11 protein-coding genes are annotated in these 13,145 nt (G+C 67.7%); all 11 read right to left on the bottom strand.

The window, feature by feature from the left end:
* Positions 1-21 precede the first annotated feature (21 nt).
* The 11 genes from ACX9MO_RS02625 to ACX9MO_RS02575 all read right to left on the bottom strand — a co-directional run bounded on the left by ACX9MO_RS02625 (position 22) and on the right by ACX9MO_RS02575 (position 13,108).
* Positions 22-1,176: a sigma-54-dependent transcriptional regulator gene (locus ACX9MO_RS02625; protein WP_462213448.1), complete on the bottom strand. Its 1,155-nt coding sequence runs from the start codon at positions 1,174-1,176 to the stop codon at positions 22-24.
* A gap of 89 nt (positions 1,177-1,265) precedes the next feature.
* On the bottom strand, positions 1,266-2,015 hold the full coding sequence (locus ACX9MO_RS02620) for an SURF1 family protein (protein ID WP_462213447.1): 750 nt from the start codon (positions 2,013-2,015) through the stop codon (positions 1,266-1,268).
* Between the two features lie 5 nt (positions 2,016-2,020).
* Positions 2,021-2,449, bottom strand: coding sequence for a cytochrome o ubiquinol oxidase subunit IV (gene cyoD, locus ACX9MO_RS02615; RefSeq protein WP_222492467.1), 429 nt, complete (start codon positions 2,447-2,449; stop codon positions 2,021-2,023).
* Entirely contained in the window at positions 2,449-3,078 is a 630-nt protein-coding gene (gene cyoC / locus ACX9MO_RS02610; protein WP_222492469.1) for a cytochrome o ubiquinol oxidase subunit III, read from the bottom strand. The genes cyoD and cyoC overlap by 1 nt, the downstream gene beginning before the upstream one ends.
* The gene (gene cyoB / locus ACX9MO_RS02605; protein ID WP_462213446.1) at positions 3,075-5,069 is read right to left on the bottom strand and encodes a cytochrome o ubiquinol oxidase subunit I; all 1,995 of its coding nucleotides are present in this window, start codon (positions 5,067-5,069) and stop codon (positions 3,075-3,077) included. Before cyoB ends, cyoC begins: the two co-directional genes overlap by 4 nt.
* Positions 5,059-6,153, bottom strand: coding sequence for a ubiquinol oxidase subunit II (cyoA, locus tag ACX9MO_RS02600; RefSeq protein WP_462213445.1), 1,095 nt, complete (start codon positions 6,151-6,153; stop codon positions 5,059-5,061). The genes cyoB and cyoA overlap by 11 nt, the downstream gene beginning before the upstream one ends.
* A gap of 779 nt (positions 6,154-6,932) precedes the next feature.
* Entirely contained in the window at positions 6,933-9,137 is a 2,205-nt protein-coding gene (locus ACX9MO_RS02595; RefSeq protein ID WP_462213444.1) for an NADP-dependent isocitrate dehydrogenase, read from the bottom strand.
* Positions 9,138-9,241: 104 nt separating this feature from the next.
* Positions 9,242-10,024: an ABC transporter ATP-binding protein gene (locus ACX9MO_RS02590; RefSeq protein ID WP_462214493.1), complete on the bottom strand. Its 783-nt coding sequence runs from the start codon at positions 10,022-10,024 to the stop codon at positions 9,242-9,244.
* 5 nt (positions 10,025-10,029) lie between these two features.
* Positions 10,030-11,073 carry a FecCD family ABC transporter permease gene (locus ACX9MO_RS02585; protein ID WP_462213443.1) on the bottom strand — a complete coding sequence of 348 codons (1,044 nt, stop codon included), beginning with the start codon at positions 11,071-11,073 and terminating at the stop codon, positions 10,030-10,032.
* On the bottom strand, positions 11,070-12,131 hold the full coding sequence (locus ACX9MO_RS02580) for a FecCD family ABC transporter permease (protein WP_462213442.1): 1,062 nt from the start codon (positions 12,129-12,131) through the stop codon (positions 11,070-11,072). Before ACX9MO_RS02580 ends, ACX9MO_RS02585 begins: the two co-directional genes overlap by 4 nt.
* Positions 12,128-13,108 carry an ABC transporter substrate-binding protein gene (locus ACX9MO_RS02575; protein WP_462213441.1) on the bottom strand — a complete coding sequence of 327 codons (981 nt, stop codon included), beginning with the start codon at positions 13,106-13,108 and terminating at the stop codon, positions 12,128-12,130. Before ACX9MO_RS02575 ends, ACX9MO_RS02580 begins: the two co-directional genes overlap by 4 nt.
* Positions 13,109-13,145: the final 37 nt, after the last annotated feature.

Below are 13,145 nucleotides of genomic sequence, written 5' to 3'. Positions count from 1 at the left end.
GCGGAAGAGACGGTCCACCTGTCAGACGCCGAGGTCGGCGCACCTCTGGTCGAGGCCGGCCCGCGACAGGCCGAGGCGGCGCGCGGCCGCGTCCCTGTCGCCCGAGGTTTCCTCCAGCACGCGGCGCAGGCGCGCGGCCCCGGGCAAGGTGAGCATCTCCAGCGGCAGCTGGCCGAGGATCAGCGCCCGATCGAGGAAATTGCGCAGCTCCGGGATGTTGCCGGGCCAGTCATGGGCCAGCAGCGCATCCCGCGCGGGTCCGTTGAGGGGCAGGGCCGGGCGGCGGTGGTGATGGGCGAGATCCGCCATCAGCAGGTCTGCCAGAACGATCACGTCGCGGCCACGCGCGGCAAGCGGGGGCAGGGCGACCTCCTCGACCACCAGCCCCGGGGGCAGGGTCGCCGGATCGCGCGGGCTGAGGATCGGGCGCAGGCCCCGCGCCTCCAGTTTCGCCAGCAGGGCGGGGGTGGGCTGCTCCACCAGCACGCTGCCGCCATGGGCCGCGGCCAGAAGCGCCTCGCCCGGCAGGCCGGCGAGATGCAGGAAGGGTCTGGCTGCGCGGGCCGAGGCGGCGTGCAGCACGCGGGCGGCGGCCTCCTGTCCCGTGCCGGGGGCGCCGCTCAACAGGACGGGCCCGTCATGACGAGCGAGCGCCTGCAGCCGGTCGTGCAGTGCCGTGATGGCGGGGGAGGTGCCGCAGAGGTCATGGTCGCAGGGGGCGGTGCCCATGGCCTGTTCATGCCGCAGCAACACCACCTCGCGCCTGCGCCGTGCGTCGCGCAGGCAGCGCCGCACCACATGGAGCAGCTGGCTGGTGCGGAAGGGCTTCAGGACGAAATCGGCCGCGCCATGGCGCAGCGCCTCCTCCGCGCGGTCGAGGTCGGCATAGGCGGTGATCAGGATCGTCTCGGGGGCATCGGCGCTGGCCTGCTGCTCCGCCATCCAGGCCTGCACCCGACGGCTGGGCGACAGGTTTGCCAGCAGCACGATGTCATAGCGCTCCCGCCCCAGCAGGGGGGCGGCCTCGGCGGTTTCGGCGGCATGGGCCACGGCTTGGCAGTAGGGGGTCAGCGCCTTCACGAGGAAATTGCGCATGCCCGGTTCGTCCTCGACGATCAGGATGCGCGCCTCGTGCAGTGGATCGAAAGCCTGCGTCTCGCGCGTTCCGTCTGGCACGATGCTCCTCCATCTTCCCGATCCGCATACTGGCAAAGAAAAAGGGGGCCTTACAGCCCCCTTTTGCGTTCGTCCGGGTGTGCGCGTTCTCAGCGACGGACTTCGCTGCGGATGAACATGCCCCATGCGAAAAGCACGAGGGCCGCGAGGGCGAACCACGTCAGCGCGTATTGCAGGTGCGCGTTGCGGAACTGGATCACCGTCTGGCCGCCACGGGGCCATGCCTCGGGCGCGCCGCGCTCTTCGTCGACGAAGTAGGGCGCGGCTTTGTCGAAGCCCTTGGTGGCGGTGATCGAGGCGATGTCGCGGCGATACCAGAGCTGGTTTTCCGGGTCGTTCGCCCGGGAGAAGAGCCAGCCCTTGTCCTCGGGCATCCGCAGCAGGCCGGTCACGGTCACCTCGCCCTCGGGCGCCTGCCGGGTGGCGGGGGCCTTGAGACGCTCGGGGACCATGCCGCGGTTGACCATGACGATGGTGCCATCGTCGCGCGCCAGCGGGGTCATCACCCAGTAGGAGGGGCCGAGGTCGGAGGGCACGTAGATCTGCACCTCCTCGTCGTTGAGGAAGGTCCCGGTCAGTTCGACGCGGGTGTACTCGCTGGCCTCTGCGCTGATCGAAGGCCAGTCGGCGGGGCCGGGAGCGGGGATCGGATCGGCATGCACACGGGCGTCCACGCGCTGGATCAGGTCCTCTTTCCAGCCCAGCCGGTGCACCTGCCAGACGCCGAGGCTGACGAAACCGGCGAGCCCTGCCGCAGCGACCAGCGAGACGAGCAGGGTCAAAACGAAGCGCAGCCCCCGTTTGGGGGCTGCGGCGTTGGTGTGATGCGGCTCTGCCACTGGGGTCACCCCTGGGTGCCCGGCTCGGCCGGCGTTGCGGCCGGGTCGTCGACGGGGGTGTGCCCCTCGTGACCGTGGCTGCTGCCCGGCATCTCCATGGTCGGAGACATCTCGTGCATGGGCATCATGTTCTCGTTCATGTTGTGCATGACCCAGAGCGAGCCTGCCAGCACGATGCCGAGGATGACGACCGAGAAGACCGTCGCGGCCATGGTCCAGCCCTCTTCCACCGAGGAGTTGATGTGGAGGAAGTAGACCAGGTGCACGATGATCTGGACCGCGCCGAGACCCATGATGATGCCTACCAGCCAGTTACGCGGCAGGTCGACTTCCATCATGACGAGGGCGAAGGGGATGATCGTCAGGAAGGCGGCAAGGCCGAAACCGACCATCAGCCGGCCCATGGTGCCGTGGGAATGTGCGTGATCACTCATCAGACAAGCCTCACCAGATAGACGAAGGAGAAGACCCCGATCCAGACCAGGTCGAGGAAGTGCCAGAACATCGACAGCGTCGAGAGGCGCTGCATGTTCGCCGAGGTCAGACCCTTCCAGTTCAGCTGGATGGTCAGCGTGACCAGCCAGATCAGACCGCCCGTCACGTGCAGGCCGTGGGTCCCCACGAGCACGAAGAAGGACGACAGGAAGGCCGACCGGTCAGGGCCCGCACCGATGTGGATCAGGTGATTGAACTCGTAGATCTCCATGGCGATGAAGCCGAGACCCAGGAGGCCGGTCACGATGAGCCAGAGGGTGGTGCCCTTCAGGTCGTGGGCTTCGGCGCGCAGCATGGCGATGCCGAAGGTGATCGAGGAGAACAGCAGCAGCGCGGTTTCCCAGGCCACGAAGCCGGGCTCGAACAGGTCATGCGGGGCAGGGCCCCCGGCATAGCCATAGCCGAGTACGGCATAGGTGGCGAAGAGGCACCCGAAGATGATGCAGTCGCTCATCAGGTAGATCCAGAACCCGATGGGGGTCGGGCTGGCGTGGGCATGGTCCGCCGAGTGGGCGGGGCCGGCCGGACCCTCGATCCGGCCGGTGAGCGGGGTATCCAGCATGGTCATGCCAGGGCTCCCTTCTGTTCGTGCTTGGCGACATCGGACTCAGGGATCCAGTAGTCGCGGTTATAGTTGAACGTGTGGGCGATCCCGATCGCGAGGCAGGCGAGGAAGGACGCGATGGCAAGCCACCAGATGTACCAGACCATCGCGAAGCCGAGCACGAGCGCGAAGGCCGCGATCAGAACGCCGGTTGCGGTGTTCTTGGGCATGTGGATCGGTTCGTAGATTTCCGACCACTGGAAGCCTTCCTGCTTCATGCGCCACCATTCGTCACGACCGCGGACATGCACTTCCTGCGGGAAGTTGTAGGGCGCGGGCGGGCTTTGCATGGCCCATTCCAGCGTCCGGCCGTTCCACGGATCGGGACCACAGGCGAGCGCCTTGCGGTTCTTGATCGAGACGAAGAAGCCGATGAAGGTCGAGGCAATGCCGAGCGCGATCAGACCGGCACCGAAGGCGGCGACGATGAAGTAGATCTGCCAGGCGCTGTCCATGTAGGCGTTCATGCGGCGGGTCACGCCCATCAGGCCGAGCGCGTAGAGCGGCATGAAGGCGAAGTAGAAGCCGATGCACCAGAACCAGAAGCTGCGCTTGCCCCAGCGGTCATCGAGCTTGAAGCCGAAGGCCTTGGGCCACCAGAAGGTGACCGCCGCCATCACGCCGAAGACGACGCCGCCGATGATCACGTTATGGAAGTGCGCAACGAGGAACAGGGTGTTGTGCAGCTGGAAGTCGACCGGGGGAACGGCCAGCAGGACGCCGGTCATGCCACCGATGGTGAAGGTCACCAGGAAGCCGACGGTCCAGAGCATGGGTACTTCGAACCGCACGCGGCCCTTGTACATGGTGAACAGCCAGTTGAAGATCTTCACACCCGTCGGCACGGCGATGATCATCGTCGTGATCCCGAAGAAGGTGTTCACGTTCGCGCCCGAGCCCATCGTGAAGAAGTGGTGCAGCCACACGACGAAGGACAGGACCATGATGCAGGCGGTTGCCCAGACCATCGTCTTGTAGCCGAAGAGCGGCTTGCCCGAGAAGGTCGAAACGATTTCCGAGAACACGCCGAAGATCGGGATGATCAGGATGTAGACCTCGGGGTGGCCCCAGATCCAGATCAGGTTCACGTACATCATGGCGTTCCCGCCCATGTCGTTGGTGAAGAAGTGGGTGCCGAGGTAGCGGTCGAGGGTCAGCAGCGCCAGCGTCGCGGTCAGCACCGGGAAGGCGGCGACGATCAGGACGTTGGTGCACAGCGTGGTCCAGGTGAAGACCGGCATGTCGAAGAGCTTCATGCCCGGCGCGCGCATCTTGAAGATGGTCGCGACGAGGTTGATGCCCGACAAGGTCGTCCCCACACCGGCGATCTGCAGCGACCACAGGTAGTAGTCCACACCCGGCCCGGTCGAGAAGTCGGACCCGGACAGCGGCGGGAAGGCCAGCCAGCCGACACGGGCGAATTCACCGACGAAGAGCGAGATGTTCACCAGCAGGGCACCGGCCACCGTCATCCAGAACGAGAAGTTGTTCAGGAAGGGGAAGGCCACGTCGCGCGCGCCGATCTGGGCAGGCATGACGTAGTTCATGATGCCGGTGACGAAGGCCATCGCCACGAAGAAGATCATGATCACGCCGTGGGCGGTGAAGACCTGGTCGAAGTGGTGCGGGGGCAGGTAGCCCTCGGCGCCGCCGGCGGCCATGGCCTGCTGGGCGCGCATCATCAGCGCGTCGGCAAAGCCGCGGATGAACATGATGAAGCCCAGGATCATGTACATGATCCCGATCTTCTTGTGGTCGATCGTGGTGATCCAGTCCTTCCACAGCGGCACCCAGAGGCGATACTTCGTCAGGATCGCCAGCAGGATGAGACCGCCGAGGACGATGGCGCCGAAGGTGCCGACGAGGATCGGCTCGTGGTAGGGGATCCAGTCGAGGGTCAGGCGGCCGAAGATCGGCGTCCAGACCTCGGCCGGTTGTACGTGCTCAGTAGCCATTTTGGGCATACTCCTTGGCGGCGTCAGAGGGGTGCGCCGTCTTGTTGTCTTCGTTCATCGACATGTCGTCGTGGCCGTGACCGTGGCTCTCGCCTTCCGACGCAGGGTCGAAGGGGATCGGGTTGCCGAAGCCGTCAATGCGGCGATAGCGGTCGTATTCGTAGGCCGCACCGTTGCCGAGGCCTTCGAGGCCGCCGCCGCCCTGCATGTCCTGCATCATCATGTCGCCCATGCAGACCTTGCCGTCCTGCACGCACAGGCCGACGATCCGCTGGAACAGGCCGTCCTCGACGTCCGAGTAGTAGGACACGGGCGCGTCGATGGTGGGCGCTTCCAGTTCAAGGTAGCTGGCGCGGGTCAGCGGGGTCTCGACGCCCTTGGCGTTGGACACCCATGCCGCGAAGTCCTGATCGCTCATCGCTTGGGTTTCGAAGGTCATCTGGGAGAAGCCGGGGCCCGAGTAGTGTGCCGAACGGCCCTGGTAGACGCCTTCGTGATCCGCGACGAGGTGCAGCTTGGTCTGCATCCCGGCCATGGAATAGACCATGCCGCCGAGCGCGGGGATCGACAGCGTGTTCATCACGGTGGAGGAGGACAGTTTGAACTCGACCTGACGGCCCGCTGGGATCGCCAGCTCGTTCACCGAGGCCACGCCGAACTGCGGGTAGATGAAGAGCCATTTCCAGTCGAGCGACACGGCCTGAACCTCGATCGCATCTTCTGCGGCGAGGTGTTCGATCGGTTTGTAGGGGTCGAGGCGGTGCGTGTAGATGTAGGTGTAAATGCCGAGGGCCGCCACGATCAGGATCGGAACGCCCCAGATGACCACTTCCAGCGAGGTGGAGTGCTCGAACTCGGGATCATAGTCGCTCTGGTCTTCGCGACGGGCGCGGTACTTCCACGGGAAGTAGACCGACATGATCAGCACGGGGATGATCACGATCAGCATCAGGAGGGTCGAGATGATCAGTAGATTGCGCTGCTCGAGGGCCACCCAGCCCGACGGGTTCAGCACGTCATACTGGCATCCCGAAAGCGCCAGCACAGCCAGCAGCAAAGGCGGGAGTTTCAGTCGTCTCAGCAATGTCTGTCTCTTTTTGTCCGGCCACGGCGGAGCAGGTCCGTCTGCCCGGAATGGAGGGTTCAGGGCGCGTCGCAAGGGGAGGGGCGCGTCCGCGGAATGGGCGTGGAATAAGCGCCGCGGCGCAGAAACCGAAGGCGTCAATCGGCCGCAACCGCGCCGTAAGGCCCTGCGCTCCCATGCTTTTGAATTTTCGTCACGGCGGCGTGAGGACTTCGCGACTGCAGCAACTCGCCCCCATATCTTTGGATGGTTTCGAGAAGGCGTGTCTGAAACTCTTGTTTTATTGACGCAAACAACCATCTCGCCGTCCCACTCATTCAGGGGGCGCGACCGGGGGCACCGAAACAGACTCGCATTTCGTTCACGAAGCCCGTGAGGAGCCTCCCGAATTTGTCATACCGAGACTTCCGCAGCCGCATGGGAGATCTGCCCCGCATCTGGGCGATTATTCAACCCTGGGTGGAAACGCCCCGCCTCGGCGCCGGGTGAGTCGTGCGCTGAGCGCTGTGGCGGCCCGAGTCAGGGCAGTGTCTGGGCCGGGAAATGGTGCCTGATCAGGGGCGGGCAGGGCGATCTGCTCACGGCCGGGCACCGCGTGTCGGGCGGCTGTCCGGGCCGATCTGAGAGCGGGTCGGGGGCCGGAACCGGGCGCCTCCGGGGGGGCGGACGTCGTTCCGGTGCTGCTCCGGGCCATGAAAAACCCCCGCCGGCAGGACCGGCGGGGGCATGATCTTCAAGCGATGGGGCAAGCGATGGGCCCGCCCCGTCAGTCGGCCAAGTCAGCCGATGATGCCGTTCAGCGTGGCCGAGGGACGCATCACCGCGGCGGTCTTCTCCGCGTCGGTGTGGTAGTAACCCCCGAGGTCGGCCGGGGCGCCCTGCACCGAGGCGATCTCGCCGGCGATGGTGGCTTCGCCTTCGGTCAGCGCCTTGGCGATCGGGGCGAAGTGGGCGGCCAGCTCGGTATCTTCGGTCTGGGTGGCCAGAGCCTGTGCCCAGTACATGGCGAAGAAGAAGTGGCTGTCGCGGTTGTCGGGCTCACCCACCTTGCGCGAGGGCGACTTATTGTTGTCGAGGATGCCCTGCGTTGCCACGTCCACGGCCTTGCCAAGCACGCGCGCCTTCTCGTTGCCCTTGGCGTCGGCCAGGAACTTGAGGCTTTCCCCCAGTGCACAGAACTCGCCGAGGCTGTCCCACCGCAGGTGGTTCTCTTCCTGCAGCTGCTGGACGTGCTTCGGAGCCGAGCCGCCTGCACCGGTCTCGAAGAGACCGCCGCCCTGCATCAGCTTCACGATCGAGAGCATCTTGGCCGAGGTGGCCAGTTCGAGGATCGGGAACAGGTCGGTCAGGTAGTCGCGCAGCACGTTGCCGGTGATGGCGATCGAGTTCTCACCCTTGGTGATGGTCTCGAAGGTCTTGGTGGTCGCCTTGGCGGGGGACATGATCAGGAACTTGTCCGCGACGCCCTTGGCCTCGAGGATCGGCTTCACGTACTTGATCAGCTCCGCGTCGTGGGCGCGGTCCTCGTCCAGCCAGAAGATGGCCTCGCAGCCCTCTGCCTTCTGACGTTCGATGGCCAGGTTCACCCAGTCCTCGATCGGTGCCTTGCGCGCCGAGGCGGAGCGCCAGATGTCGCCCGCTTCGACGGCGTGGCTGTGCAGCACGGTGCCGTCTTCCAGCACCATCTTCACGGTGCCGTCTTCCGGGATCTCGAAGGTCGTCGGGTGCGAGCCGTATTCTTCCGCCTTCTGCGCCATCAGGCCAATGTTCTGAACGGTGCCGGCGGTGGCCGGGTTCAGCTTGCCGTTGGCTTTGAAGAACTTGATCGTCTCGTCGTAGACCGGCGCATAGGAGTTGTCGGGGATGACGCAGACGCAGTCATGCTCCTTGTTGTCCGGGCCCCAGCCCTTGCCGCCGGCGCGGATCAGCGCGGGCATCGAGGCGTCGATGATGACGTCGGAGGGGACGTGCAGGTTGGTGATGCCCTTGTCGGAGTTCACCATGTACATCGGCGGACGGGCAGCGGTGCACTCGTCGATGGCCGCCATGATCTCGGCGTTGTCCTTCACGCGGGCCAGCAGGTCGCCGAGGCCGGAGTTCGGGTTCACGCCGAGGGCTTTCATCTCGTCGCCGTACTTCTCGAAGACGGGCTTGAGCCATTCCTTGACCGCGTGGCCGAAGATGATCGGGTCCGAGACCTTCATCATCGTCGCCTTCAGGTGCAGCGAGAAGAGGACGCCTTCGTCCTTGGTCTTGGCGATTTCCTCGGCGAGGAAGGCATCGAGGGCCTTGGCCGACATGAAGGTCGCGTCGACGACGGTGCCCGCGGGGTAGGAGACGCCATCCTTCAGGACGGTCTCGCCGGCGGCCGTTTCCAGCACGATCTTGGCGGTCGCGGCGCCGTCGAGCGTGGCGGAGACTTCGTTCGAGCAGAAGTCACCGCCCGACATGGAGGCGACGCGGGTCTTGCTGTCGGCAGACCAGTCGCCCATGCGGTGCGGGTTCGCCTTGGCGTAGTTCTTGACGGCCACGGCGGCGCGGCGGTCCGAGTTGCCTTCGCGCAGCACCGGGTTCACGGCAGAGCCCTTGATGGTGTCGTATTTCGCGCGGACGGCCTTCTCCTCGTCGGTCGAAGGCTCTTCCGGGTAGTCGGGGAGGGCGTAGCCCTGCGCCTGCAGTTCCTTGACCGCGGCGACGAGTTGCGGGACCGAGGCCGAGATGTTCGGCAGCTTGATCACGTTCGCCTCGGGGGTCTTCACCAGTTCGCCGAGGATCGCAAGGTCATCGGGCTGGCGCTGCTCTTCCGTCAGGTAGTCCGGGAAGGTCGCGATGATGCGCCCGGCCAGCGAGATATCCTTGGTGCCCACCGAGACGCCTGCCGCAGCGGCGAAGGTCCGGATAATGGGCAGGAGCGAGGCGGAGGCCAGCTCCGGCGCTTCGTCCACCTTGGTATACACGATATCGGGGGTGTTCGGTTCAGCCATGTTCTCCAAGCCTTTCTTGAGCCTGCAACGGCTCTATCCGACCCTGTCGCTCAGGTCTACTGTCTGGGGGAGGGGATGCGACAATTCCCACGTAAAATGGCCGATCAGAGGGGCATGACGACCGGGGATCCGCTCTCCGGATCGGTCAGGATGCGGCAGGGAAGGTCGAAAACCGCCTCCACCGTGCGATTTGTGATCACATCCTGCGGCGCGCCCTGTGCGACGATCTCTCCCGCGCGCAGGGCGAGGATGTGATCGGCAAAACGGGCGGCCATGTTGAGGTCATGGACCACCACGATCACCGTCTTGCCGCGCACCTCCGACTGGTGGCGCAGCAGGCGGAAGATGTCGATCTGGTGGCGCGGGTCCAGCGCGCTGGTGGGTTCGTCCAGCAGGAGCGTTTCGCTGTCCTGTGCCAGCAGCATGGCAATCCACGCCCGCTGCCGCTGCCCGCCCGACAGCGCCGTCACCGGCCGGTGGGCGAGGTCGCTCAACCCGGTTTCCTCCAGCGCGGCCAAGGTGGCGGCCTCGTCCTGCGGCTCCCACTGGCGGAAGAGCCCCTGATGCGGTGTGCGCCCCTGCGCCACGAGGTCCTGTACCGTCAGCCCCTCGGGCGCGATCGGGTGCTGGGGCAGCAGGCCGATGCGTTTGGCCCGGGCCTTGGACGCCAGCGTGGCGATATCCGTGCCCTCCAGCAGGACCCGGCCCGCAGTGGGCGTGACGATCCGGGCGAGTGCGCGCAGCAGCGTGGATTTCCCGCAGCCGTTGGGCCCGAGGATCATCGTCACCTTGCCCTGCGGCAGGGTGAGAGAGAGCCCGTCGAGCACCCTGTGCCGGTCCAGCGTGACGCTGAGCGCCTCGGTCTCTAACTGGGCGGTCCGGGTCATGTCCTTCATGAGGCGTCCTTTCGGGCGGGTCCGCGGCCCTGACGGCGGATTTGCCAGATCAGCACCGGCGCGCCGCAAAGCGCGGTGAAGATGCCCACCGGCAGCTGTGTCGGCGCGAAGGCGAGGCGCGCGGCCAGATCGGCGGCGGTGAGGAAGGTGGCGCCGAGCAGGGCGCTCAGCAGCAGGGCAGGGCCGCCGCCCGCCAGCCGCCGCGCCACCGGGCCCGAGACGAAGGCCACGAAGGCAACCGGCCCCGCGACGTAGACCGCAAGCGCGGTGGCCAGCACGCCCGTCAGCGCGGCGGCGACCCGCAGGGCGGTCAGCGGCAGGCCAAGAGAGGCCGCCACCTCGGCCCCGAGCGCCAGCCGCGCCATGCCGCGCTCCAGCAGGGCGGCGGCGGCGAGGAGGGCCGTGATCACGGGCAGGCCGAGGGTGAGTTCGGTGGGCCCCACGGCGTTGAGCGAGCCCGCAAGCCAGCGGTAGGCGGCCTCGGCCTCCATCCCGGTGGCACGGGTCAGCAGATAATCCACGGCGGCATAGAGCATCAGGCCGATGCCCACGCCCACGAGGACGAAGCGCATGGGCTGCAATCCGTCGCGCCATGCAAGGGCTGTGATCACAAGCGCCGTCAGCGCCACGCCCGCCACTGCGCCACCCGCGACGGCAAGGCCGGTGGCGCCCATCAGGACGACGCTGGCCACCGCGCCGAGGGCGGCGCCCGCGCTGAAGCCGATCAGGTCGGGCGAGGCGAGGTCATTGCGGCTCAGCGTCTGGAAGAGCGCGCCCGCAAGGCCAAAGCCCGCCCCGGCGATCAGCGCCCCGGCGATCCGGGGCAGGCGCAGGCCGGTGACGACGAAGTCCGCCATCGGGTCGGGGTCCGCCCCGAAGACACCCGCGATCTGCGCCAGCGTCAGGGGATAGTCGCCATGCATCATCCCCCAGAGCGCGAGGCCCGCCAGCAGCGCCAGCAGCAGCGCCGCCGTCCGCAGCGCGGCCACCCGCAGGCGGAGCGAGAGCACGGGGGTCCGGAGGGTGAGGCTGCGGCTCATCCGCGGGGCCTCCGCCGGGCGACGGCGACGAAGACCGGCCCGCCGAGCAGGGCCATCATGATGCCTGCCTGCACCTCGCCCGGGGGCAGGATCACCCGGCCCGCCGTATCTGCCAGCAGCAGGACGGCGGGGCCGATCAACAGGGTTGCGGGCAGCGCCCAGACGAGGCGCGGCCCCACGAGGGCCCGGGCGAGATGCGGCGTGACGAGGCCGAGGAACCCGATGGGGCCTGCGAGCGCCGTGGCCGCGCCCGCCAGCACCACGGCGGCGGCGAGGGCCAGCAGCCGGGTCCGGGCGGGATGGGCGCCAAGCGCACCGGCCGTCTCCTCGCCAAGGGCGAGGCTGTCGAGGCCGCGCAGGGAGAGGAGCGCCAGCAGCAGGCCTGCGAGGAAGAAGGGCGCAAGCTCCGCCAGTTGCGCGGCGCGGGTGGCGCCGCCGCTGGCCAGCGAGCCGACCATCCAGAAGCGGTAGACCTCCAGCGTTTCCTGCGAGGACAGCAGGATCGCCGTGGTGCCTGCCCCGGCGAGCGCCGCGACGGCGACCCCGGCCAGCACCAGCCGCGCGGGCCCGGAGTGGAGCGGGCCGCTGAGCCCCAGCGGGACGACCACGGCCGTGACGGCAGCCGCGCCCGCCAGCGAGGCCCAGCCAAGCGCCACGGTGCCGCCGAGCCCGAAGGCCCAGACCGCGATCACCACGGCCAGCCCGGCGCCGCTGGCCATGCCGAGGATGCCGGGATCGGCCAGCGGGTTGCGGGTGACGGATTGCATCATCAGCCCGGCGATCGAGAGCGCCGCCCCCACCGCCAATCCGGTCACGAGGCGCGGCAGGCGCAGCTCGCGGATCACAGTGGCCTCGGGCGAGAGGACGGTGGGATCGGTCAGCGCTGCCCAGACCTGCGCCGGCGTGATCGCCCGGGCGCCGATCATCAGCGCGGCGAGGCAGGCCAGCAGGAGGAGCGCGCAGGCCAGCGCCAGCCGGGCGAGGCGGCGCTGGCGCGCGACGCGGCGCAGGTCGTGGGGCGCGGGAAGCGCCCCGGCGCTGAGCCCGCCGGTCGTCATGGCGCGAGGCCGGCCTCGACGCTGGAGGGCACCGGCGTGGCAGGGTCGCCGTCCATCGCGGCCTCGATCATCGGGACCATCCGGTCCAGCACGTAAGGAAGGCTCAGCAGGCTGGCGTGTGAGAAGGCCGAGGCGAGCAGCGCATCGACGGCCACCTCGCGGCCCTCGGTGTGGGCGCGCAATTCGGGCCGCAGGGCGAGGTCACGGATCGCCGCGACGTTCGCGGGGCTCACGAACCAGAGCAGCAGGTCCGCATCCAGCGGCGTGAGGTCCTCGTTCGAGAGCGTCATGGCAAAGGCCTCCGCGCCCGAGACGTCATCCACCGCCTGCGGCGTGCGGAAGCCGAGGCTTTCGAGGAACATCGAACGGATGTCCTTGGAGGTATAGGCGCCGGGGGCGTCATGGTAGAGGTAGGCGACCGTGGCCGTGGCGCCCTGCCAGTCGGGATGGCTGGCGCGCAGCGTGGCGGCGCGGTCCTCGATGGCCTTGACCTGCGCCTCGGCTTCGGCGGCGTGGCCGGTGATGAGGCCGGTGGTCCGGGCCAGCAACTGCCAAGGCATGCCGTAGTCCTCGTAACCCTCCAGCGGGGGCACGACGGGGGCGATGCGGCTGAGCATCTCGTATTGCTGCCGCGAGATGCCGGACCACATCGCCTCGATCAGGTCGGGCTTGAGCGCGGCGATCTGCTCGAAGTTGATGTCGCCTTTCAGCAGCGTGGGCCGCGCCTCGCCAAGCGCGTCCTGTGCCCAGGGCCAGACGCCGCTCGGCTGGTTGCCGAACCAGTCGCGCAGGCCCACCGGCGTCACGCCGATGGCCAGCAGGTTGTCGTGGTTCAGAAAGGACAGCGTGACCACGCGCTGCGGCTGCGCCGGGATCTCGGTGGTGCCGTACTTGTGGGTGACGGTGAGGGGGAAGTCCTGCGCGGCCGCGGCAAGGGGGGCCAGCAGCAGGGCGAGAAGGGCAAGAATGCGGGGCATCTGGGTCTCCGGGGTGAGCGGAAGGAGAGGGCGCCCG

Source organism: Pseudooceanicola profundus (assembly GCF_054919315.1).
Note: the sequence above shows the minus strand (reverse complement) of the source record. Positions and strands in the feature narration are given on the sequence as shown.

Coding starts and splice junctions, on each gene's coding strand:
- cyoD (WP_222492467.1), bottom strand. CDS start 2,449: ATGAGTGATCACGCACATTCCCACGGCACCATGGGCCGGCTGATGGTC.
- cyoC (WP_222492469.1), bottom strand. CDS start 3,078: ATGACCATGCTGGATACCCCGCTCACCGGCCGGATCGAGGGTCCGGCC.
- cyoB (WP_462213446.1), bottom strand. CDS start 5,069: ATGGCTACTGAGCACGTACAACCGGCCGAGGTCTGGACGCCGATCTTC.
- ACX9MO_RS02595 (WP_462213444.1), bottom strand. CDS start 9,137: ATGGCTGAACCGAACACCCCCGATATCGTGTATACCAAGGTGGACGAA.
- ACX9MO_RS02590 (WP_462214493.1), bottom strand. CDS start 10,024: ATGACCCGGACCGCCCAGTTAGAGACCGAGGCGCTCAGCGTCACGCTG.
- ACX9MO_RS02585 (WP_462213443.1), bottom strand. CDS start 11,073: ATGAGCCGCAGCCTCACCCTCCGGACCCCCGTGCTCTCGCTCCGCCTG.
- ACX9MO_RS02580 (WP_462213442.1), bottom strand. CDS start 12,131: ATGACGACCGGCGGGCTCAGCGCCGGGGCGCTTCCCGCGCCCCACGAC.
- ACX9MO_RS02575 (WP_462213441.1), bottom strand. CDS start 13,108: ATGCCCCGCATTCTTGCCCTTCTCGCCCTGCTGCTGGCCCCCCTTGCC.